A 22,371-nucleotide genomic window follows, 5' to 3' on the forward strand; every position below is an offset into this window, starting at 1 on the left:
TTGTCTCCTCCTGGCTCGGCGCCGATTTCCCGCAAGCCGTGGCGGCGCTGCATCTCAACATGGTGCCGCTGCGGCCGCCGCTGACCACGCCGCTGAACGAGGCTGAGAAGGCTTGGGCGGCGAAGGCGAAGCAGCGCCAGAGCAGCGAGAGCGGCTATTACGCCATCCAGAGCACCAAGCCGACCACGCTGGGTTATGGCCTGAGCGACAGCCCGGCCGGCCTGGCCGGCTGGATCGTGGAAAAGTTCCACGGCTTTCCCGGCGGGCCGGCCGACAAGGAACCGCCCTTTGCGATGGACGACATGCTGGCCACCATCGCGCTGTACTGGTTCACCGACACGGCGGCAACCGCCACCTGGATGTATTGGGCCACCAAACAAAGCGGCGATCTGGCGCTGCAACCCGGCCAGTTTGTCACCCCGCCGACCGGCTTCCTGCTGCCGCCCTGGGACCTGGTGCCGCCCTCGCCGCCGGGCTGGCTGGAGCGCGGCTATAATGTGGTGCAGCATCGGGTGCTGGCGCGCGGCGGCCATTTTGTCGCCATGGAGCAGCCGGATGAATTTGTGCAGGATGTGACGCAGTTTTTCAGGGGCAGAAGCTTATGAGCCGCAGCGACCGCTATTACGAGGATTATGAAGCCGGCGAGGTGATCCACGCCAATGGGGTCACGGTGAGCGAGGCCGATATCCTGGATTTCGCCTTCCGCTACGATCCGCAGCCATTTCATCTCGACAAGGAAACCGCCGGCAAATCGATCTATGGCGGCCTGATCGCCTCGGGCTGGCAGACCGGCGCGCTGGGTTTCCGCATGCTGATGCAGGCCGGCCTGCTGGGCAAGGGCAGCATGGGCTCGCCGGGCCTGGACGAATTGCGCTGGTACAAGCCGGTGCGCCCGGGCGACACGCTCTATGCCAAGGCCAGCATCACCGACAAGCGCCTCTCCGCCTCGAAGCCGGATCGCGGCATCGTGACGATGAAATACTGGGTGGAGAACCAGAAAGGCGAAACCGTGATGAGCTTTCACGGCAACCAGCTGGTGGCAAAACGCCCCGGTTGATAAGCGCCCAATGCTTTTCGCGGCGCCGCGGCCTTGCCTCAAGCACGCCGCCTCGCCAAAGTAACCAACAAGATACATAAACAGAGGAAACGCTATCATGACCACCCGCAAAGTCGCCCTCGTCACCGGCGCCACGGCCGGCATCGGCAAGGCTTCCGCCCTCGCCCTGGCCAAGGCCGGCTACGATATTGTGCTGGCCGGCCGCCGACTGGAATTGCTCAACGCCGCCGCCGCCGAATGCGAGGCGCTGGGCGTGAAGGCCTTTGGCGTGGTGACCGATGTGGGCAACCCGGATTCGGTGAAGGCTTTGTTCGCCAAACTGAAGGCCACGTTTGGCCGCCTGGACGTGCTGTTCAACAATGCCGGCATCGGCGCCCCGGCGATCCCGATGGATGAATTGAGCTTCGAGCAATGGAAGGCGGTGGTGGATACCAACCTGACCGGCGCCTTCCTCTGCACCCAGGAAGCCATGCGCATCATGAAGGCGCAGGAGCCGCGCGGCGGCCGCATCATCAACAACGGCTCGATCTCGGCCTATGCGCCGCGCCCCTTCTCGGCGCCCTATACCGCCACCAAACATGCCATCAGCGGCCTGACCAAATCCACCTCACTGGATGGCCGCGCACATGACATCGCGTGCAGCCAGATCGATATCGGCAATGCCGCCACCGAGATGACCGAGCGCATGGCCAAGGGTGTGCCGCAAGCCAACGGCACCATGATGGTGGAGCCGCGCATGGATGTGCGCCATGTCGCCGAATCGATCGTGCATATCGCCAATATGCCGCTGGATGCCAATGTGCAATTCATGACCGTGATGGCGACCAAGATGCCGTTTGTCGGGCGCGGCTGAAAATCAACATTGACCTGCGCCGCCCCGGTGCTACCCTTGCCGCATGGGCGAAGTAACCCGCATATCCCTGGCGGCGGCGCAGGATCAACTTACCGATCTGATCCGCCGCGCCCTGGCCGGTGAAACCATCGAGATAACACGCGATGGCCAGGATGCCGTGCGGCTGATACCGGTGGCGCCCGCCGCCAACGAGGCCACGCCCAAGGGCAAGCGCATCCCGGGCATGTTTCCGGAATTGGCTGCAATAGCTGATGAAATCGCCAAGCCATTACCGGATGACGAAATTGACCTCTGGTACAAGTGAACCAGTTCCTGCTCGATACCCACGCGCTGATCTGGTGGCTTTCCCCCGCTGAGCGCTTAAGCCAGACAGCGCGCACCATCATCGAGAATAAGGACAATACTATATTCGTCAGTTCAGTCAGTGGCTGGGAAATGACGATCAAGCGTCGCGCCGGCAAACTTGCCATACCGGCAGTGTTACGGGTGCTCGACAATTACCAGACCATGCTGGACGATAACGGCTTCATCGCGCTGCCGATTGAAATCGAAGACGGCCTGCTGGCCGGCAACCTGGATATCCCGCACCGCGATCCTTTTGACCGCATGCTGTTTGCCCAGGCTTTGCGCCGCGATCTTGGCCTGGTGAGCATTGATGGCATCGCCGATCAGGCCGGCTGTCGGCGCATCTGGTAGCCGGCATCTGTTAGCAGCAGCCCGGCCCGAGTGCCATTTTTCAACGCCTTAAGACATTTTTATTGCAGCGCAACCAGACTGTCCGGCAGGCTTATCGCGTGGGTGCCGGGTTCCGGTTGCCTGATTGCCGGCAATCGGAAACCGCCCCTGCTTTGATCATGCAGGAGGCAGAATGACCGTATTGACTGGTGCTGAACGCCTGGAACGTCTGCTCAATTTTCGGCTGACCACGGCGGAAATCCTTTACCGCATGCCCGACCATCCGACACTGCTGCAAACCTATCTGTGGCAGGATTACGATCTGGCGCCGAAATTTCCGGGCTTGCAGAAATTTCTCGATTTCTGGGAGAGCAAGCTGGATGGCAAGCTGCATTCAGTGCGCGTGGTTTCCACGCAACTGGTGCGGCCGGCGGAAATCCGCGCCAGCGCCGACGATTTCCGGCTGCACTAAGACTTATGCCGCTGTGAGCATGGCAAAGGCGTCACCCTCGGCCGGCCGGCCGAGGATATGGTGCTGGTGCCACAGCGCATAAAACAGCAAGGCCCAGGCAGCGGCGCCCTGCCTGGCGGCGCCGTCGCGGAACAGCGCCGTCACCGCCGCAGGCTGGAACGCCTCGGCGATGCCGGGCTGGGCCGCCACCAGCGGCGCCAGCCGGGTGCCCTCGGCAGCGATCCATTGCCCCACCGGCACGGTGAAGCCACGCTTGCGTGAAAACGGCTGCGCCTCGGGCACAGCCTGCGCCAGCCAGGTGCGCAGCAGATGTTTGCCCAGGCCGTTGCGGATTTTCAGCTTGTCGGCAAGGCCGAAGCCGAAGCCGCTGAGGCCGGCCACACCATCCTGGCCACAATCCAGAAACGGCGTGCGGCCTTCCAGCGCGTTGCGCATCAGGCAGCGATCCAGCTTGGCCAGCAGGTCATTCGGCAGCCAATCGGCCATATCCAGCCGCTGCGCCGCCTGCAAGCGGCTATCGCCGGGTTGCCGCGCCTGTTGCTCGGCCTCGGCATAACCCTGGCGCCAGGCCAGCGGCGGCTGGCGGAATAGCCCCAGCCCGTCCAGCGCGCCCTTGCGCCGCATCTTGCGGCCAAACAGCCAGCGGCTGGCAGAACGATAGCGGCCATAACCGCCAAAGATTTCGTCGCCGCCTTCGCCAGAGAGCACCACCTTGACCTCACGCGCGGCGAATTGCGCCAGCTTGAAGGTGGGCAGGCAGGCATAATCGGCGGCGGGATCATCCATCGCCTGCGCCACCTGCGGCAGCAGCTGCCAGAAATCCTGCGCGGTGAAATCAACACTGCGATGCTCGGCGCCGAGCTTGCGCGCCACAATGGCGGCCAGCTCGCGTTCGTCATGCAGGCCGCTATCGGGAAAACCCAGCGAATAGGCCAGCACCGGGCGCGGATTGAGCCGCGCCATCATCGCCAGCAGGGCGGAACTGTCGATGCCGCCAGACAGAAACAGCCCATAAGGCACATCGGAACGCTGGTGCAGATCAACACTTTCCTGCAACAGCGCATCCAGCCGCGCCAGCGCGGCACTTTCATCGCCGGCAAATCCATCCCGCGTCAGCGCGGCGCGGCGCTGGCGCTGCACGATGCGGCCCTGGCGGCAGAGCAGCATCTCGCCCGGCAGCAGGCGGTAGACGCCGTCAAAGATCGTGTCGCGCCCGGTGGTGAACTGCAATTGCAGCAATTCATCGCGTTTGTGCGGCAGCAGGCGCGGCGCCAGCAAACCGCTGGCAAATAATGCCGCCGGCTCGGAGGCAAACAGCAGATGGCCCTGCGCCTCGGCATAATAGAGCGGCTTGATGCCAAACGGATCGCGCGCCAGCAACAGGCTGTCATCCCGCGGATCATGCAGCGCCAGGGCATACATGCCGCGCAGATGGCGCAGGAAACCGGCACCTTCGCGGTGATAAAGATGCAAAGGCGGCTCACAATCCGAGCCGGTGGCGAAACTTACCCCGGGCAGCAGATCATAAAGTTCGCGGTAATTGTAGATTTCGCCATTCGCCACCAGGGCGATGCCATCGGCGCCAAACAGCGGCTGCCGGCCACCGGCCAGATCGATAATTGCCAGCCGCGCCTGGCCCAAAGCCACCGAGCCGCTGATATGGCTGCCTTCGCCATCCGGGCCGCGATGCGCCACGGCGCGCAGCATCGCCGCCAGCCGCGCCTGGTCTGGCGCAGCGCCATCGGCCCGCATCAGCCCGGCGATGCCGCACATGCCATCACCTCGTCAAACAATTTCTGCCACGCCGCCACCACGGCGGCTTCGCTATGGTCGCGCTCAAATTGCCGGCGGCCGGCTTCGCCCAGGCGACGCGCCAGTTCCGGCAGGCGCAGCACTTCACGGATCGCGCCGGCCAGGGCGCGATGATCCTCCACCGGCACCAGGATGCCGCTTTCGCCTTCCACCACATATTGCCCGGGGCCTTGCGAATTACTGGCAACCAGCGGCTTGCCGGCGCCCCAGGCATCCAGGATCACATTGCCGAAAGGCTCATGTCGCGATGGCACCACATAAACATCACAGGCCGCCACCAATGCCTCGCGGTCATGCCGCCAGCCCAGGAAACGCACCCGCCGCGCCACGCCCAGGCTGTCGGCCAGGGCCTGAAGCGCAGCGCGCTCCTCGCCCTCGCCGGCCAGCCACAGATAGGCATCGGGCAGATCGGCCAGCGCGCGCAGCAGCACGTCAAAAGCCTTGTTCTTGTGCAGCCGGCCCATGGCCAGCAGCAGCGGCGCATGCAAAGGCGTATCCAGTTCGCCACGCGGCAAAGCCGGCGCCGGATCGAAGCGGCCGAAATTAGAGATGCTGCGCACCCGGTCGGCGCGGAAACCGGCCTTGATACAATGCTGGGCGATATCCGGCGTGTTGCCGATCAGCCAGTCGGCCTTACGGTAATGTTTGAGATCGTAATAACCGCCGAGCCGTGCCAGTGTGGCAAAACGCCCGCGCGGCATCTTTTCGCTGGCCCGGCTCATCCAGGTGAGCACAATATCCGGCCGCCAGCGCCGCGCCAGCAGGCCAAGCTGCATCGGCGTGATCCAATCCAGCGCGCCGCCAAAACGCATCTGCAACGGCTCAACCCCGCCCTGGCGCAGAATAGCGGCGCGTTCTTCATTGCGCCGGATCACCACTGTCTGCTCCAGCCCGGCCTTGTGAAAAGCCTGCGCCAGATTGACAAAATAGGTTTCCGCCCCGCCCTGGCGCGCCCCGGCCATGACCTGGAGCAGACGCATTATTGCGGTTTCTCCAGATTAGCCTTGAGATAGCTCAGGATCGGATAGAGCCCGGCCATCAGCGCGATCAGGAAGCCATATTGCCCTTCGCGGTAGCCCTTGCGGGCGACATAGCATTTCCAGAAGCGCGAGAAGATGCGCCTGACATTGGCGCCGAAACTGCCGATATTGCCGCTTTCGCGCAGATCGGCGGCGCGCGCCGTGGTGTAACGATCCAGCCGCCGCAGCATGTCGGAAATATCGGTATCGACATAATGCTCCATCGGCTGGCGCAGGCTGCGCTTTTCGCCCTTGAGCTCCAGCGCCGGATGCACCCGCTGGCTGCCCCAGCGTTTGGAGCCGCGCGAGAACAGGCGCGGCGCCGCCGATACGCCCCAGGCCGCGCCCCAGCCATAACGCACCAGGCGCTGGCCGACATAATTATCAAACGGGATCAGGAAATAGCCGGGCGCCGCCTGCTGAATGGTGGCGCGGATTTCCTCGGCCAGGGCCGGCGACACGCGCTCATCGGCATCCACTTCCACAATCCAGTCGCCCTGGCAGGCATCGATGCCGGCATTGCGGCGCGGGCCTTCCAGGGGCCAGCCGCCTTCCACCAGCCGGGCGCCGGCCGCCACGGCAATCTGGCGCGAAGCATCCGTGCAGCGATCCAGCACCACCACGATTTCATCGGCAAAGCGCAGGCGCTCCAGGCAGGCGCCGAGCTGGGCTTCCTCGTTATGCGCCACCACCAGGGCAGATAATCTGGGCGCCATGCTCAATCCTCGCGGCTCTGGCGCCATAGCGTTTCAGCGGCGCGCTGCGCCTTGTCCACGCTGAGCGTCAGCATATGGCTGTCATGCTTGCGGTAATCATAGCCAGGGGATCGCACGATGGCATCATAATCCAGATCGGTGCGCACCGAAGCGGTATTCTGCCCCCAGGGGCCATAGACATCCTCGCGGCTGGGGCCGAACAGGCCCAGGGTGGGCACGCCCACAGCGGCAGCCAGATGCATCAGGCCGCTATCATTGCCGATATACAACGCGCAGCGTTGCAGGGCGGCAGCCAGATCAAGCAGATCGAGCTTGCCGACCAGATTGATGCTGCGCTCAGGCGGCAGGGCCGCCAATGCCGGCGCCGCCAAGGCTTCCTCGCCCGGACCGCCGAATACCGCGATACGGGCGCCGGGCAGGATGCCATCCGGCGCGGTGAGCCGGGCGGCCAGCTCGGCAAAACGCTCGCCCGGCCAGATTTTGCCGCCCCAATTGGCGGTTGGGCCGATCGCCAGCACCGGGCCGGCTTCGGGCCATAGTTTGGCGGCACGGCGCTGATTGGCCTCGCTGATCCAGATCCGCGGCGCCACCGGCACCGGCAGTTTGAGCACCCGGGACAGCGAAATCAGCCGATGCTGGTTCGGATTGCCGCCGCCCAGGAATACCCGGCGGCGATGAGCCATCAGGAATTGCGAAATCACAGAGCCGCGCAGGTCCACCACCATGCTCCAGCGCGTGGTGGCGACCTGCTTCCACAAATCCCACCAATGGCCGGCCCAGGGCCGCTTATGCAGCACAATCAGCCGTTCCAGATTGGGCATTGCCGATGGCTGGAACAGCCCCGCCGCAGCCGGGCCGCAGGCAATGGTGAATTTGACCAGCGGATCGCGCTCCACCGCCGCCGCCAGCAGCCCGGTGGAGAGGATGGCATCGCCAAGCCGATTCGCGGTGATGAACAGGACACGCATGCCGGGCGGTTATAGAAGGGCGCCCCCGGCTTGCCAAGCCGGGCCGGCTCCCATACCTGTTAGAACATGACGGACACCAACAACCCTTCCCCCCAGCCTATCGCCCTGCCCGGCCGCGCCCTGTTGCGGCTGGCCAGCCCGGATGGCGTGGCGGCGGTAAAAAGCTTCCTGAATGGGCTGATTTCCAACGATACCGGCCGGATCGGCGCGGATCGGGCGCTTTATGCCGCCCTGCTCAGTCCGCAGGGCAAGTTCCTGTTCGATATGTTCGTGGCCGAATGGCAGGACGCATTATGGCTGGATGTGGCAGCCGACAGGGCCGAGGAACTGGCGCGCAAACTGGCGCTTTACCGGCTGCGGGCCAAAATCAGCATCGACTTGCAGGCCGGCTGGCAGGCTTTTGCCCTGATCGGCGGCGCCGGCCTGGACAGCGCGCCTGGCCTGGCCGCCGGCTTCGGCTTCACCGATCCGCGCCTGGCCGGGCTGGGCGCCCGGTTATGGCTGCCACCCGGGGCCGCGCCAAGCCAGGGCGAGCCGGGCGATTTCGCCGCCTATGAAAAACTGCGCATCGGCCTGGGCGTGCCGGATGGCGCGCAGGATATCGAGATCGACAAGGGCCTGCTGCTGGAACATCATTTTGAGGCCCTGCACGGCGTGGATTTCAGGAAGGGCTGTTATGTCGGCCAGGAACTGACCGCGCGCACCAAATATCGCGGTCTGGTGAAGAAGCAGCTTTTCCAGGTGCGCGGCAGCGCCGCGCTGCCGGCAGCCGGCAGCCAAATCACCCTGGATGGCCAGGAAGCCGGCTGGCTGCGCTCCAGCCAGGGCCAGGATGGCCTTGCCCTGCTGCGGCTGGAAGCGGCGGCCAAGGCGGCGGCGGGTGACCGTGCGCTGCTCTGCGACGGCATTGCCCTTGAAGCGCGGCTGCCGGATTATGCGGCGCAGCCCGAGAGTGAATGAGGAAACATGCCGGTTGGTCCCGAGGATACCCGCACCAGCCTGATTGGTGCCGATGGCAAATGCCGCTGCGGCTGGCCCGGCCATGATCCGCTTTATGTGCAGTATCACGATACCGAATGGGGCGTGCCGGAATGGGATGACCGCGCGCTGTTTGAAAAGCTGATCCTGGATGGTTTCCAGGCCGGGCTGTCGTGGATCACCATCCTGCGCAAACGCGATAATTTCCGCGCCGCCTTTGACGGTTTTGAGCCGGCGAAGATTGCCCGCTATGACCGGCGCAAGCTGGATGCGCTGATGCTGGATGCCGGCATCGTGCGCAACAAGGCGAAGATCGAGGGCAGCGTGCTGAATGCGCGCGGCTGGCTGGAGATTCAGGAAAAGCATGGCAGCTTTTCCGATTACCTGTGGGATTTTGTCGGCGGCAAGCCGAAGCAGAATAACTGGACACATCTGCGCGAAGTGCCGGTGGAAAGCCCGGAAAGCCAGGCCATGTCAAAGGCGCTGAAAAAGGCCGGCTTCACCTTTGTCGGCCCCACCATTGTCTATGCCTTCATGCAGGCGGTGGGCATGGTGAACGACCACACGGTGGATTGTTTCCGCCACCAGCAGGTGAAGAAGCTGAAACGTCGCCGCTAATCTAACCGTTCAACCGCGCAAAGCGGCCCAATCGGCGGCATCCCAATCACGCAAGGCTGCCACATCCGGGCCATTGGCATTGCTCAGCATGCGGCCACCATCAATCAGGATGGCTTCGCCGGTGATGTAGCTGGCAGCATCTGAAACCAGAAAGGCGCACAGCTCGGCCAGTTCCGCCGGATCGCCATTGCGGCCGAGCGGCACATCGGCACCCAATGGCGCGGCTGCCTGCAATTTGCCGGGCGACAGGCGCGAGGTGGCGCCCGGGGTCGGGAACACGCCGGGCGCCACACCCACCAGACGAATGCCAAACGGCCCCCATTCCGAAGCCAGGCTGCGGATCATCGCCAGGCTGGCCGCCTTGGCCATCGCCGAGGGCAGCCGATAGGCCATGCCGGTCAGCGCCGATTGTGTCAGGATACCCAGCACCACACCGCGCCGGCCGGCTTCGATCCAGCGCCGGCCGATGCCGAGCGTGCAATAGGCCGCGCCCTTGGCGACAATATCCAGCACGGCGGCCACGGCGCGCGGCGACAGGGTTTCGCTGCGCGCCAGGAAATTGCCGGCGGCATTATTCACCAGGATATCCAGCGGCTGCACGGCCCAGAGAGCATCCAGCATGCGCTCCACCGCCTCGGCATCACGCACATCACAAACCTGCCAGCGCACCGGGCGGCCGAATTCGGCTTCAAGCTGCGCGGCAGCTTCCTGCAACACCGCTTCACGCCGGCCGCAGATCGCCAGATCAGCGCCCAAAGCCATGAAACGCCGGCCAATGGCCAGGCCCAGGCCGCTGCCGCCGCCGGTGATCAATGCCGCCTTGCCGGCCAGACTGTTGGGCGCCAGGCTCATGTTATGCCACATCCATCTTGCCAATTGGTGGTTTGGCAGCCGGCGGAACAACCGGCCCGGCCACCGTGATGCCGGTGCCGACCAGCGCCTCGATCTCGGCCACGCTATAGCCGGCCTCACGCAACACCTGCACCGAATGTTCACCCAGCCGCGGCGCATGATGGCGGATCTGAAATGGCGCACCGGAGAACGTCACCGGCGAGCGCACGGTGCGATACTGCCCTTCACTGGGATGCTCGGCCTTGCCGAACAGGCCCACCGCCTGCACATGCGGGTCTTCATGCAGATCGTTGACATACAGCACCGGCATGCAGGGGATGCTCTTGGCATCGCAGAACGCCACCCATTCGGCGCTGGTGTGATTGGGCGCCACTTCCTCGATCAGGCCATAAAGGATTTCAACATGCTGCACCCGGCTGGCAAGGCGCTTGAAGCGTTCATCCTCCTTGAATTCCGGCCGGCCGACAAAATCGAAGAAGTCACGCCAGTTGCTGTCCGAATAGGGCAGGATGCAGGCATGGCCATCCTTGGTGCGATAGGGTTTGCGGCGCGGGCTGAGCAGGCGCACAAAACCCACTGGGCTGAGCGGCGGCTCGAAGGCGCCGCCGCCCCAATGTTCCACCATGGTGAATTCGATCGAGGTTTCCAGCATCGGCACTTCGATACTCTGGCCGCCGCCGCCGCGCATCTTCTGCACCAGGGCGGCCAGGATCGACCAGGCGATGGCCTGGCCGGCCAGCTTGTCGCAGATCACCGTGGGCACATAAGCCGGCGCGCCCTGCACCTGGCCAAACAGCCCGGCAATGCCGCTGCCGGCCTGGATCAGATCGTCATAAGCCGCCTTCTCGCCATAAGGCCCCTTGGCCGAGAAGCCATAGGCGCCGCAATAGACGATATCCGGCTTGATCGCCTTGACCTGCTCATAGCCGAAACCCAGCTTGGCGATGGCCTTGGGCCGCATGTTATGCACAAACACATCGGCGCTCTCGATCAGCCGGCGCAATGCCTTGCGGCCGGCCTCCTGCTTCAGATCCAGCAGCAGGCCGCGTTTGTTACGATGCAGGTTGAGGAACGAACCCGACATGCCATCATGCCGCAGCGGCTGGTAGTTGCGGGTTGAATCGCCTTCCGGGCTTTCCACCTTGATCACATCGGCGCCAAGATCGGCCAGGATATGGGTGGCATACGGCCCCATGATCACCCCGGTGAGATCAAGCACGCGGATGCCGGTAAGCGGGCCGTGTTGGAAAGCGCCGTCGCTGGGATGCTGTGTCATGTCAGTCAAGGTTGTTGGGAATCCAGAGGGACAATTCGGGGATCACGATCAGCATGGCCAGCACAATGGCCTCGGCGATCAGGAACGGCATGATGCCCTTGAAGCCGGTTTCGATGCGCGCACCAACCGAGCCGGCGGCAACAAACACATTCAGCCCCATCGGCGGCGTGACCAGGCCGATTTCCGTGGTCTTGACGATGATGACGCCAAACCAGATCGGATCGTAGCCCAGCGACAGGATCAGCGGATAGGTCAGCGGCAGGGTGAGCACCACGATGGCGATCTGATCCATGAAGAAGCCGAGGATCAGATAGATCACCACAATGATAAGCAGGATGCCCCAGCGCGGCAGCGGCAATTCACCGACCCATTCGACCAGATGCTGCGGCACCTGGGTGGCGGCCATGAAATAGCCGAAGATCATGGCGCCGATGATTATGGTGAAGATCATCGCCGTGGCGCGTGTGGTGGCTTGCAGGCTTTCGGTTATGCCGGTCCAGCGCAGACCACCCCAGATCACGCTGATGATCAGCGCGCCGCCGGCACCCACTGCTGCCGCCTCGGTGGCGGTGATGGCGCCGGAATAGATGCCGCCGATCACGATGAAGATCAGGATGCCGGCCGGCCAGACCGGCTTCATCGCGGCGAAACGCTCGGCCATCGGGAAGGGCTGCACCTTGGGCGCAATGCCGGGATTGCGGCTGACCCAGACATAGATCGTGGCGCAATAGGCAATCGCCGTGATGATGCCGGGGATGATGCCGGCCAGGAACAGCTTGCCGATGGAATTCTCGGTCAGGATGCCATAGAGGATGAAGCCGAGGCTGGGCGGGATCATGATCGCCAGCGTGCCGGCCACCGCCACGGTGCCGAGCGAGAGCCGGTCGTCATAGCCATAACGCCGCATCTCCGGCACGGAAATCTTCGACATCGCGGCGGCGGCGGCGGTGGAGGAACCAGCCAGGGCGGCAAAGCCGACATTGGCCATCACGGCAGCCAAAGCCAGGCCACCCTTGAGATGGCCCATGCAGGTATAGGCGAGGCGGAACACATCACGCACCACGCTGCCGCGCGCCAGCAATTCAGCCATCAGGATAAATAGCGGGATGGTGGAGAGCAGCGCACTGGCCGAGGTGCGGAACGGCGTGGTCTGCAACACGCCCAGCATCGCATCAAAGCCAAAGGTGGTGGCAACACCCAGCGCGCCGGTGACGCCAAGCGCCAGACCAATCGGCATGCCCAGCGCCAGCAGCACCAGGAACAGGATCATCGGGACGTAAACGGGCAATTCCATTTTTGTAAACTCCGGGCCTTAGTGATGGCCGCCAAGGCTGGGATCGTAGATTTCCTGACCACGCAGCGCGCGCAGCATTTGCAGCGCCAAGCGCAGGGTCATGGCAATGGCACCGGCAGCGAACAGCGCCCAGGACGGCCCGGTGGGCAGCGGGAAGGCGCCATGGGTCCAGCGGCCGAGGCTGAAATTTTGCACCGCCATGCGGGTGGCCATGTAGGCGATGCCGAGATAGACCAGGAAGGCACTGGCGACATACAGAAAACCAAGCAGGCGGCGCCAGCCCGGGCTGGCAAGCTGCACCAGGAAATCAACGGCGACATTGCCGCCCAAAGCCTGGTTGCGTGCCAGCGCCAGGAACACCACGCCGATCATGAGATACATTTCCGTCATCTCATAAGCAGCCGGTACCGGCTTATCGAGGAGATAGCGACCACCCGCATCGGCACAGATCAGCACCATCATGATGAACAGCGCCAGCTGCGCCAGCCGGTCGAGGACATCCTCGAACCGGCGCACGGCGCGATCGACCAGATCGATCACAAACATCGCTTACTCTCCTCGTTGCTTTGGTTGCTGGCCGGCTTACTTGGTCAGCAACTTTTCCCAGGCCGCCAGCACCTTGGCTGCCGGCTTGCCGCCCTTTTCCAGATCAGCCACCCAGGCCTTCTTGACCGGATCGAGCGTCTTCGACCAGCGCGCAATCTCGGCATCCGGCAAAGTGTAGGCTTCCACCTTGCGCTGCTTGAATTCCTCCATCAGCTTCACTTCGCGGGCCAGATAGGACTTCACCTCCACCGCCACGCTTTCCTCGCCGGCCTTCAGCATGGCGTCCTGCACATCCTTCGGCAGTGCCGCCCAGCTCTTTTCGTTGATCACATAGGTGGTCGGGAACAGGCCGAGATTGACATTGGTGGTGGTGTATTTGATCAGCTCTTGCAGCTTGTAGCCCGGCAAGGTCGGCAGGTTGAACACCAGGCCATCCACGGTGCCGCGCTGCACGGCGGGATACAGATCCGGCGCCGGGATCGACACGGCCACCGCGCCGAGCGCCTCAATGGATTTTTCCTGGATGCCGCCAGAGGAGCGGATTTTCAGCCCCTTCAGATCCTCCATCTTGAGCACCTGCTTCTTGGTGGTCATCATCTGATAGGGGAAGGTGACCGAGGCGCGCACCACGCGCACACCTTGCGGCTTGAATTCAAATTCATTCAATTCATTGTTGGCCAGTTTCCAATAGGCCATCGACAGCGCTTCCGGATCAGACACATTGCCGACCAGCGGAATCGCCGCCACGGTGGAAAGCGGCACGCGGTCGGAAATATAGAGCGGGCCGACATAGGTGATATCGGCCACGCGGTTGATCGCGGCATCCAGCAGATCGGCTGATTTGGCAAGCTGCTCGGCCGGGAAGTAATCAATCTTCACCTTGCCGCCGGTGAGTTCCTCAACCCGCTTGTTCCAGATTTTGGCGAATTCGACGCCGAGATGGGTGATCGGATAGGAATCGGCCACGCGCAGCTTGATCTGCGCCGTTGCCGGCTGAATATTCCAGGTCAACAAAGCCGCCGCAGCGACCCCCAACAACGCAACATGACGCTTGCTCATGATGTTCCCTTCCCTCTTTTTGATCCCGTTTATGTGAACGGCCGCCGCGCCCCGGGAAACGCGGCGGCTCGCTTAGGCTTTGGCTTACTTGGTCAGCAGCTTCTCCCAGGCGGTGTAAACACGGCGGGCCGGCTTGCCGCTTTTTTCCAGATCGGCAATCCAGGCCTGCTTGATCGGATCAAGCACCTTCGACCAGCGCGCAATCTCGGCCGCCTCAACTTCATAGGCGTTGATCTTGCGGGTGGTGAATTCCTTGAACAAAGCTTCCTGGCGCTTGAGATAAAGCTGGGTCTCAAAAGCCACGGCTTCCTCGCCGGCCTTGAGCAGGATGTCCTGCACATCCTTGGGCATGGCCTGCCAGCTCTTCTCGTTCATCACATAAGTGATCGGGAAGGCACCGAGATTGACATTGGTGGTGGTGAACTTGACCAGTTCCTGAAGTTTGTAGCCCGGCACGGTGGGCAGGTTGAACACCAGGCCATCCACAGTGCCGCGCTGCACGGCGGGATACAGATCGGGCGCCGGAATCGCCACCGGCACGGCGCCAAGCGCCTCGATGGATTTTTCCTGGATGCCGCCCGAGGAGCGAATCTTCAGCCCCTTGAGGTCTTCCAGCTTCAACACCTGCTTCTTGGTGGTCATCATCTGGTAGGGGAAAGTGGCGGTGGCGCGGATCACCCGCACGCCCTGCGGCAGCATCTCGGCCTGATTCAATTCAGCCTGCGCCAGCTTTGAATAGGCCAGCGACAATTCATACGGATCAGACACATTGCCGATCAGCGGAATCGCCGCCACGGTGGCCAGCGGCACGCGGTCGGAGAGATAAAGTGGGCCGACATAGGTGATATCGGCGATGCGGTTGATAGCGGCATCCAGCAGATCGGCCGATTTGGCAAGCTGCTCGGCCGGGAAATAATCCAGCTTCACCTTGCCGCCGCTGAGTTCTTCCACACGCTTGTTATAGAAACGCGCCACTTCCACATTCGGATGCGTGATCGGGAAACTATCAGCCACACGCAGCTTGATCTGTGCCATGGCCGGCGCGGCAGCGATGGTGGCAGCGGCCAGCACGACCAGGGAGACAATACGCTTCATCACTCGGTTCCTCACTTTTTTTGGATCAGCCTGGGGAGGCTGTTGGTGGTGTAAAACTGCTCAACTGTTGTTGCGGGTCAGCAGCGGCCAGAGCGTCTCGCCGCCCTGGGCGCAGATCAGGCGGCCAAGCCTTTCCTGCCAGAAGGCTTCGGCGCCGAATTCATCACGCCACGACCACAGCCGGCGGGTGGCGAAATGCAGCGGATGCTCTTGCGTGAAGCCCATTGCGGCATGCACCTGATGGCCGATGGCAGCCACTTCGCCGGCAGCCTCACCCACCCGCGCCTTGGCCACCGCCACGGCAAAATCAAATTCGGCCGAAGCATAGGCTTCGATAGCCGCATCGGCGGCAGCGGCGGCGGCGGCATACTGGCCGGCAGCCACCGCCAGCATATGCTGCACGGCCTGGAATTTGGCGATCGGGCGGCCGAATTGCACCCGCTCATTGGCATAGGTCAGGGCATGATCCAGCACCCGCTCCATGGCGCCGACCATCTGCTGTACCCGCAGCAGGGCGCCAAAGCCCAGCAGGCCATCGGCCTGCATCGCGGCCGGCGCCAGGCGCACAGCCGCAGCCGGCAATGTCACCGCATTGAAGCTGAGCGTATCACGCGGCTCATACGCCACATTACGGCGTGCCTCGATTGCCGCGATGCCTTTTGGCAGCAGCACCAGATGCGCCTGGCCTGCGGCATCACGCGCCACCAGCAGCACATGATCGGCGCGCGCGCCCCAGGGTACGCGGCGCAAGGTGCCGGTTATCGTGTAGCCATTGGCAGCTTTGGTAAGCGCCACCTCGCCCGGCGCCAGTGAAAGGCTGCCTTCCGGCAAATCACCGCCGGCTTCGGTCCAGAAACTGGCCGCCAGCATGGTTTCGCCCAGCGGCAGCGGCAGCGTGTGATAACCCGAGAGGCGCAGCAGGCGCAGCGCATCGGCAGCAGGCACGCCAACACCGCCGGCGGCTTCCGTCACCAGCGCCAACGGCAGGCCGGCGCGCTCCATCTCCTGCCACAGGGCCGCCGGCCAGGCGCCGTCATCCACGGCAGAGAGGCTGTCCTTGGTGACATATTGCTGAAACAACCGGCTCGCCTGCTCCTGCAGGATGGCCGACATGTCATTGCTATTGGCTTGGCTGGTCATCAGACTATTCCTCGCTTCAGCGCAGGCCGAGGCCGCGCGCGATCATGCCGCGCAGGATTTCGCGCGTGCCGCCGCGCAGGGTGAAGGACGGTGCATGCAGCAGCACATGCGCCATGGCTTCGCTGAAATTGTCGTCGGTTTCATCAAAGCTGGCTTCCACCGGCAGCAGGCGCCGCGCCACTTCCGGTATCTCGCGCTCAAAATTGGTGCCGACTTCCTTCACCAAAGCCGCTTCGGTGGCCGGGTTGTGGCCCTGCTCCAGCAGGCCGGCAATCGAGGTCGACATGCGGCGCAAGGCAGCACAATGGCTGATCAGCCGGCCGATTTCGGCCGCCTGGCGCACATTCGGCTCCGGCCCCACCTTGTCGATCAACTCCACCAGCAGGCGGTAATCCGACATGAACCGATCCGGCCCGGCGCGCTCAAAGGCCAGTTCGGAGGTCACCATGCTCCAGCCATCGCCTTCATTGCCCACCATGGCATCATCCGGCACAAAACAATCGCGGAAGAATACTTCGTTGAATTCATGCCCACCCGCCAGATTGCGGATGGGCCGCACCGTCAGACCTGGGGAGGTCATGTCGACAACAAATTGTGTAAGCCCGGCATGGCGGTTTTCGCCAACCTGGGCGGTGCGCACCAGGGCGATGATGTAATGCGCGCGATGCGCGTTTGAGGTCCAGATTTTTGAGCCATTGATCACCCAGCCGCCATCCACCTTGGTGGCGCGGGTGCGTGTGGCGGCGAGGTCTGAGCCGGAATCCGGCTCGCTCATGCCGATGCCGAAATAGCATTCGCCGGCGGCAATCTTCGGCAGCACCAACTGCTTCAGGCGTTCGCTGCCATGGCGCAGGATTTGCGGCCCGGATTGGCGATCCGCCACCCAATGCGCGCCGCAGGGCGCGCCGCCGGCCAGCATTTCCTCGGTGATGACAAAACGCTCCAGATTGGACAATTCCTGGCCACCATACTGCTTCGGCCAGGTGACGCCGATGAAACCGGCAGCGCCGACACGACGGCTGAAATCGGCATCAAAATTGGTCCAGGTGTTGCGATGCGGCTGGAAACGGCCAGCCTCGCGCTCGGCCTTGAGGAAAGCCCGCACACGCTGGCGCATGGCCTCGGCTTCGGGCGGCAGGCTCAGGGCTTCAAAACGGAATGCGCGCATGGCGCGGCTCCTCTTTGTCTTCTCGTTGATCGGCTGGGCGGCAAGCGGGCCGGCATTTCCTCTGCGCCGGAGCATCGGCCGTTCCGGTGTGGCAGGCAATATGTTTTAGATATGCGATGACAGATATCATATATGTGATGTACACGGACGCAGCTTTGCTCTGCGCCCTTCGCGCTTGCAGCAAATTTTAATCGGCGAGTTTCGCCGTCACGATACGGCCGGCAACGGAATCGGTGACAAACAGCACATCATCCCGCACCGCAAGATTGGTGATGAAATTTTCCTCCGGCACTTCATAAAGCGCCAGCGGCCGGTTGCGGGTATCAAAATGCCACACGCCGATCTGCGGATGCGCCACCAGCAGGCGGCCGGCAGCATCCAGCGCCATGCCATCCGGGCCGATGCCGCCGGAAAGCTGGATGGCGATACCCACCTTCACCGGGTCGCCGTCATAAAGCGGCACACGCCACACCGCGTTGCCGCGCGTCATCGCCACATAAAGCCAGGGTTTGCGCTTGTCGAATACCAGGCCGTTCGGGCTGGGACAGCCACGGATCAGCACCGATGCCGAATCATCCGGCGCGATGCGCAGCACCCGGCCGCGTGGATCATGCAGCCCGGTCTGGCCCTGATCGGTGCAATAGAGCGAACCATCCGGCCCCCAGGTCAGGTCGTTCAGGCCCAATAATGGCTGGCCTTCGATTTCGTTCAGCAGCACGTCATGTTTGCCGCTGGCAGGATCGATCCGCACCAGCCCAAGCTTGAAATCGGTCACCAGCAGGCGGCCATCCTTCTCAACCTTGAGGCCATTGGGCCAGCCATCATATTCCGCCACCAGCTCCCAGGCGCCGCCGACAGTCAGGCGGAAGATGCGGCCAAACGGAATATCCACCACATAGAGATTACCCGCCGCGTCAAAATCCGGGCCTTCCAGGAAGCAGCCGGCTTCATGGCCGGCCAGGTTGATATCGCACCACAGGCTGCGGCGCGGCTTGGCGAAATGTGCGGGCAATTGCGCATGGGTGACAAGCGGATGGGTTTTGGCGGCGGGATACATCGGCGCGTTCCTATAACTTCACGGTCATATGCTGCGGCAGCCAGAGCGCCAGCTCGGGCCAGAATACCAGCATGAACAGCAGCAGGAACATGATCAAGTGGAACGGGATGGTGCCCATCACCACATCGCTTAATTTGCCATCCCAGATACTCTGGATCACAAACAGGTTGATGCCGAGCGGCGGCGATATCTGCCCCAATTCGATGAACACCACCAGCACAATGCCGAACCATACCGGATCGATGCCGTATTTCAGCAGCACCGGGTAGAGCAACGGCACGGTGATGACGATCATGCCCAGGCTTTCCACCAGGCAGCCAAGCACGGTGTAGAGCACAAACAGCGCGAAGAAAAATTCCAGCCGCGACAGATTGAGGCCAACCAGGTAGGCGGTGAATTTTTCGCCCATGCCGCCCAGGCTGATGGCATAGGAGAAGATGAAGGCGGAAAACACGATGAACAGGATATTGCCGTTGATCAGCACGGTGCTTTTCAACGCCTCGCGGAAGGCGCCAAAACTGAGATCACCCCAGATGCGCGAGATGATGATGGCCAGCACGCAGCCCACCGCCGCCGCCTCGGTGGGCGTGACCAGGCCAAAGAAAATTGCGCCGATAGTGCCGCCGATCAGCAGCACAAACGGCACCAGATCAATCAGCGCTGCCTTGTATTCGGCAGCATTGGCCGGCGCCGGCTCACGCGGCGCCACGCTGGGATCAAGCCAGGCCTTGATGCCGACATAGAGCATGAACATGGCGGTGAGCAGCAGGCCCGGCACAATGCCGGCCATGAACAGCTTGGCAATCGAGGTTTCGGTAAAGGTGCCATACAGGATCATGGCGATGGATGGCGGGATCAGAATGCCGAGTGTGCCGCCAGCAGCCAAAGTGCCAGCAGACAGACGCGGCGAGTAATTGCGCTTGGCCAATTGCGGCAAGGCGGCCGTGCCGATGGCGGCAGCGGTTGCAACAGAAGAACCGCTGATGGCAGCAAACAGCGCGCAACCGGCGATGTTGGTTTGCAGCAGGCCGCCGGGCAGCACCCGCACCAGCTTGGACAAGCCATTATAGATTCGCACGCTGAGGCCGCTGCGCTGCATGATCTCGGCCATCAGGATGAACAGCGGGATCGAGGTGAGCGTGAAGCTGTTTGTAGCGCCCCAACTGACCAGGCCCAGCCCCTTCAGCGCATCAATGCCGCCATGGGCAATCAGATAGACCACACCGGCAATGCTGATTGAAAACGGCACCCGCATGCCGGCAGCAAGCAAGACGAGAAACAGGATAAAGACAAACAGCAGCAACATCGGCTTAGCGCCCCTTGGCCAGCGGCAGGTCGCGATACAATTCGCGCAGCAATGTAAGGATCAGCAGGCTCATGCCCAGCAGCATGGCCGATTGCGGAATCCACAATGGCGTGGCGAGCTGGGTGGAGGCCATCACTTCGGAATTATACGAGCGCGTCACCAGCCGGATTAGCTGCCATTCCATGATGCAGGCAAAGCCGAGTGACAGCAGATTGAACAGGATGGCGCTGAGCCGGCGGCCGCGTGCGCCGAGCCGGGTTTGCAGGAATTCCACCTTGTGGAAGGAATCGCCCGCCAGGGCCACCGGCAGGCTGAGGAAGGTGACGGCTGCCAGCAGATAGCCGCCCACTTCATCGGCCATTTCCAGCGACAGATGGAATGGCCGCAAGGTCACCTCGATGGTGGTGATCACCACCATCAGCACCAGCATGATCTCGCAAAGCAGGCTGCTGCCGCGTTCCAGCATGGTTTCGCCAAGCGGAGGGCGCCCGGCGGCGCCCTCCCTGTTGGCCTTGTCGGCAGGATCGCGCATCGGATCAGCGGCCGAGCGCGGCGCGCACCTTGGCCAGCGCCTCGGTCGCCTCGGCGCCCTTCTGCTTCGCCCACTGGTCCCAATAGGGCGCCATCAGCTTGGCAGCCGGCGCCACGTCCTCGGCTTTGGCCGGGGTGACGATGATGCCGCCCTTGGCAAGCTGCGCGGTGGTTTCGTTCTCTTCGTCGCGCAATGTATTGGTGATCCAGGGCGCGGTTTCCGCCACCACCTGCTTCAGCTTGGCCTGCGTGGCGGCCGGCAGCTTGTTGAAGGCATCCTTGTTCACTGCAATCACGCCATCGAAGAAATTCGGGCCGAGGCGGTAATTGTATTTCAGCAAATCCTTCCACACCTTGCCGCCGCCAGAGGAAGCGGTGAACACACCATCCACCACGCCACGATCCAGCGCGGAGGGCACATCCGACGAGCCGATGGTGACGCCGGAGCCACCCAGCCGCTTCATGAATTCAGCCTGTTCCGGGCTGGTGACGCGCAGCTTGAGGCCGTTCATGTCCTTGAACGAGGTCAGCGGCTTACGCGACCAGGCCACCTGCAACGGATAATAATAATGCCCCAGCAGCATCACGCCGCGCTTGTCATAGGCCTTCTCAAAATACGGCCGCATGATCTCCTTGGCCTTGTCGAATTCCTCCGGCGTCACAATCAGCATCGGCAGGCGTAGAATGCCGGTGACCGGCAGGTTGCCCTGGAAGAAGCCATCATCGCCAAGCTGCACCACATTGTCGGACAGCGCATTGGAAATATCGGTGGCACCAATCGGCAGGCCGCCGCCGATATGCAGGTTGATCTTCAGCGCGCCATTGGTTTCCTTCTCCATCGCCTCGGCGATGCGCGCCATGCCGCGGGCCGGCGCAATGGTCATGGCCGGCGTGTAGGTATAGGCGGTCCAGTTGGTTTGCGCCGCAGCGCCATGCAATACGCCCTGGCCGGCAACAACCAGCAAAGCGGCGCAGACCGCGCCGGTGAAATGCTTAAGCATGCTACTCATCCTCCCGTTCAGGCATCACAACACGTGAATGCAAAATCAATGCGGGAGCGCGGCCCGATGGCCGTTCCCTGCTCGCTGCCGGCAAAATTTATTGTCCGGCCAATGACGTTTCCTTTGGTGGTGAAGCATCGGACGAGTTTGCGCGGCTGGCAACGATATTTACGGATGGGATTGAATATATCACATACATGATGCACTTTCGGCGCCAATCTGTTAGGATGCAAACTGTCGCGTCAGCCCCGGTATCGTCTCACAACCCATGCCAAGCAAAAAAACCAAGCCCGCCGCGCGGAGCCCAGGCGCCAAGCCCGCAGCATCGCGCGGCCTGCCGCCTAGCGTGCCGCCGCCTGCGCCGGGACCCGCGCCGCTCGCCGCCCCGGCGCATCGGCGCGGCGCCCCGGCGCATAGTGCCGGCAGTATCATCGATGCCGCGCCGCGCACGCCGGCGGTGGTGAAATCCGCCGGCCGCGTGCTGGAAATCCTGGAATTCTTCGACGAATTGCAGCGCGAGGCGCGGGTGGGCGAAATCGCCGAGCGGCTGGATTATCCGCAATCCTCCACCTCGGTGCTGCTGAAAAGCCTGGTGCAGCTGGGCTATCTGGATTACGACGCCGAAAGCCGCACCTATCTGCCCAGCCCGCGCGTCACCCTGCTGGGCGCCTGGCTCGGCGCCGGCCCGGTGCGCGATGGCGGCCTGATCCGCATGATGGAAGAACTCAATCGCAGCACCGGCGAATGTGTGTTTGTCGCCACCCGCAACGGCATCTATTCGCAATATATCCGCGTGCTGCAAGCCACCAGCACGATGCGGCTGCATGTGCCGATCGGTTCGCGCCGCCTGCTGGTCTGGTCTGCATCCGGCTTCACCC

Annotated in this window: 24 protein-coding genes and 1 pseudogene; 9 read left to right on the top strand and 16 right to left on the bottom strand. The window is 63.0% G+C overall.

Annotated features, from left to right (window positions below; genetic code table 11):
• From KBB36_RS16795 to KBB36_RS16820, 6 genes and pseudogenes are all read left to right on the top strand, one after another.
• Positions 1 to 605: pseudogene (locus KBB36_RS16795) on the top strand (hypothetical protein); the annotation flags it as partial.
• A complete protein-coding gene (locus KBB36_RS16800; RefSeq protein ID WP_290983509.1) occupies positions 602 to 1,057 on the top strand; it encodes a MaoC family dehydratase in 456 nt (151 codons plus the stop codon). The pseudogene KBB36_RS16795 and the gene KBB36_RS16800, both read left to right, overlap by 4 nt.
• 97 nt (positions 1,058 to 1,154) lie before the next feature.
• Complete coding sequence (locus tag KBB36_RS16805; RefSeq protein ID WP_290983512.1) at positions 1,155 to 1,910, top strand: SDR family oxidoreductase; 756 nt, start codon at positions 1,155 to 1,157, stop codon at positions 1,908 to 1,910.
• 43 nt (positions 1,911 to 1,953) lie between these two features.
• On the top strand, positions 1,954 to 2,214 hold the full coding sequence (locus KBB36_RS16810) for a type II toxin-antitoxin system Phd/YefM family antitoxin (RefSeq protein ID WP_290983515.1): 261 nt from the start codon (positions 1,954 to 1,956) through the stop codon (positions 2,212 to 2,214).
• Complete coding sequence (locus tag KBB36_RS16815) at positions 2,211 to 2,606, top strand: type II toxin-antitoxin system VapC family toxin (protein ID WP_290983518.1); 396 nt, start codon at positions 2,211 to 2,213, stop codon at positions 2,604 to 2,606. The genes KBB36_RS16810 and KBB36_RS16815 overlap by 4 nt, the downstream gene beginning before the upstream one ends.
• A gap of 172 nt (positions 2,607 to 2,778) precedes the next feature.
• The gene (locus KBB36_RS16820) at positions 2,779 to 3,057 is read left to right on the top strand and encodes a Usg family protein (RefSeq protein WP_290983522.1); all 279 of its coding nucleotides are present in this window, start codon (positions 2,779 to 2,781) and stop codon (positions 3,055 to 3,057) included.
• 3 nt (positions 3,058 to 3,060) lie between these two features.
• Here the strand turns inward: KBB36_RS16820 and asnB are convergent, their stop codons facing one another.
• Genes asnB through KBB36_RS16840 form a run of 4 tightly spaced genes read right to left on the bottom strand, consistent with a single transcriptional unit; the run spans position 3,061 to position 7,572 of the window.
• Positions 3,061 to 4,830 carry an asparagine synthase (glutamine-hydrolyzing) gene (gene asnB / locus KBB36_RS16825; protein WP_290983524.1) on the bottom strand — a complete coding sequence of 590 codons (1,770 nt, stop codon included), beginning with the start codon at positions 4,828 to 4,830 and terminating at the stop codon, positions 3,061 to 3,063.
• Positions 4,809 to 5,849 (bottom strand): glycosyltransferase, encoded by a 1,041-nt coding sequence (locus KBB36_RS16830; protein ID WP_290983527.1) that lies wholly within the window; start codon positions 5,847 to 5,849, stop codon positions 4,809 to 4,811. The genes asnB and KBB36_RS16830 overlap by 22 nt, the downstream gene beginning before the upstream one ends.
• The gene (locus tag KBB36_RS16835; protein ID WP_290983530.1) at positions 5,849 to 6,604 is read right to left on the bottom strand and encodes a glycosyltransferase family 2 protein; all 756 of its coding nucleotides are present in this window, start codon (positions 6,602 to 6,604) and stop codon (positions 5,849 to 5,851) included. The genes KBB36_RS16830 and KBB36_RS16835 overlap by 1 nt, the downstream gene beginning before the upstream one ends.
• Before the next feature lie 2 nt (positions 6,605 to 6,606).
• Positions 6,607 to 7,572, bottom strand: coding sequence for a glycosyltransferase family 9 protein (locus tag KBB36_RS16840; protein WP_290983533.1), 966 nt, complete (start codon positions 7,570 to 7,572; stop codon positions 6,607 to 6,609).
• Between the two features lie 66 nt (positions 7,573 to 7,638).
• Between KBB36_RS16840 and KBB36_RS16845 the strand changes: the two genes are divergently transcribed.
• Both KBB36_RS16845 and KBB36_RS16850 read left to right on the top strand, forming a co-directional pair.
• Entirely contained in the window at positions 7,639 to 8,532 is an 894-nt protein-coding gene (locus tag KBB36_RS16845; protein WP_290983536.1) for a folate-binding protein, read from the top strand.
• A 6-nt stretch (positions 8,533 to 8,538) separates the two neighbouring features.
• On the top strand, positions 8,539 to 9,168 hold the full coding sequence (locus tag KBB36_RS16850) for a DNA-3-methyladenine glycosylase I (protein WP_290983539.1): 630 nt from the start codon (positions 8,539 to 8,541) through the stop codon (positions 9,166 to 9,168).
• 9 nt (positions 9,169 to 9,177) lie between these two features.
• Here KBB36_RS16850 and KBB36_RS16855 read toward each other — a convergent pair whose 3' ends face one another.
• From KBB36_RS16855 to dctP (KBB36_RS16910), 12 genes are all read right to left on the bottom strand, one after another.
• Positions 9,178 to 10,020, bottom strand: a complete 843-nt coding sequence (locus KBB36_RS16855) for an SDR family oxidoreductase (protein WP_290983541.1) — start codon at positions 10,018 to 10,020, stop codon at positions 9,178 to 9,180.
• Between the two features lies 1 nt (position 10,021).
• A complete protein-coding gene (locus KBB36_RS16860) occupies positions 10,022 to 11,296 on the bottom strand; it encodes a CoA transferase (protein ID WP_290983577.1) in 1,275 nt (424 codons plus the stop codon).
• Position 11,297: 1 nt separating this feature from the next.
• Entirely contained in the window at positions 11,298 to 12,590 is a 1,293-nt protein-coding gene (locus tag KBB36_RS16865) for a TRAP transporter large permease (RefSeq protein ID WP_290983544.1), read from the bottom strand.
• Between the two features lie 18 nt (positions 12,591 to 12,608).
• Positions 12,609 to 13,136, bottom strand: a complete 528-nt coding sequence (locus tag KBB36_RS16870) for a TRAP transporter small permease (RefSeq protein WP_290983547.1) — start codon at positions 13,134 to 13,136, stop codon at positions 12,609 to 12,611.
• Between the two features lie 36 nt (positions 13,137 to 13,172).
• Positions 13,173 to 14,195 carry a TRAP transporter substrate-binding protein DctP gene (gene dctP / locus KBB36_RS16875; RefSeq protein WP_290983549.1) on the bottom strand — a complete coding sequence of 341 codons (1,023 nt, stop codon included), beginning with the start codon at positions 14,193 to 14,195 and terminating at the stop codon, positions 13,173 to 13,175.
• A gap of 84 nt (positions 14,196 to 14,279) precedes the next feature.
• On the bottom strand, positions 14,280 to 15,290 hold the full coding sequence (gene dctP, locus KBB36_RS16880) for a TRAP transporter substrate-binding protein DctP (protein ID WP_290983552.1): 1,011 nt from the start codon (positions 15,288 to 15,290) through the stop codon (positions 14,280 to 14,282).
• 60 nt (positions 15,291 to 15,350) lie between these two features.
• On the bottom strand, positions 15,351 to 16,430 hold the full coding sequence (locus KBB36_RS16885) for an acyl-CoA dehydrogenase family protein (RefSeq protein WP_290983555.1): 1,080 nt from the start codon (positions 16,428 to 16,430) through the stop codon (positions 15,351 to 15,353).
• A 16-nt stretch (positions 16,431 to 16,446) separates the two neighbouring features.
• Complete coding sequence (locus tag KBB36_RS16890) at positions 16,447 to 17,598, bottom strand: acyl-CoA dehydrogenase family protein (protein WP_290983558.1); 1,152 nt, start codon at positions 17,596 to 17,598, stop codon at positions 16,447 to 16,449.
• 187 nt (positions 17,599 to 17,785) lie between these two features.
• On the bottom strand, positions 17,786 to 18,655 hold the full coding sequence (locus KBB36_RS16895; protein ID WP_290983561.1) for an SMP-30/gluconolactonase/LRE family protein: 870 nt from the start codon (positions 18,653 to 18,655) through the stop codon (positions 17,786 to 17,788).
• Between the two features lie 10 nt (positions 18,656 to 18,665).
• A complete protein-coding gene (locus KBB36_RS16900) occupies positions 18,666 to 19,961 on the bottom strand; it encodes a TRAP transporter large permease (protein ID WP_290983564.1) in 1,296 nt (431 codons plus the stop codon).
• Between the two features lie 4 nt (positions 19,962 to 19,965).
• Positions 19,966 to 20,493, bottom strand: coding sequence for a TRAP transporter small permease (locus KBB36_RS16905; protein WP_290983568.1), 528 nt, complete (start codon positions 20,491 to 20,493; stop codon positions 19,966 to 19,968).
• A gap of 4 nt (positions 20,494 to 20,497) precedes the next feature.
• Entirely contained in the window at positions 20,498 to 21,493 is a 996-nt protein-coding gene (dctP, locus tag KBB36_RS16910; protein WP_290983571.1) for a TRAP transporter substrate-binding protein DctP, read from the bottom strand.
• A 346-nt stretch (positions 21,494 to 21,839) separates the two neighbouring features.
• Between dctP (KBB36_RS16910) and KBB36_RS16915 the strand changes: the two genes are divergently transcribed.
• Positions 21,840 to 22,371: helix-turn-helix domain-containing protein (locus KBB36_RS16915; RefSeq protein ID WP_290983574.1), on the top strand; the 532-nt coding region annotated here is incomplete at its 3' end.

Source organism: Ferrovibrio sp., assembly GCF_017994015.1.
Classification (GTDB): domain Bacteria; phylum Pseudomonadota; class Alphaproteobacteria; order Ferrovibrionales; family Ferrovibrionaceae; genus Ferrovibrio.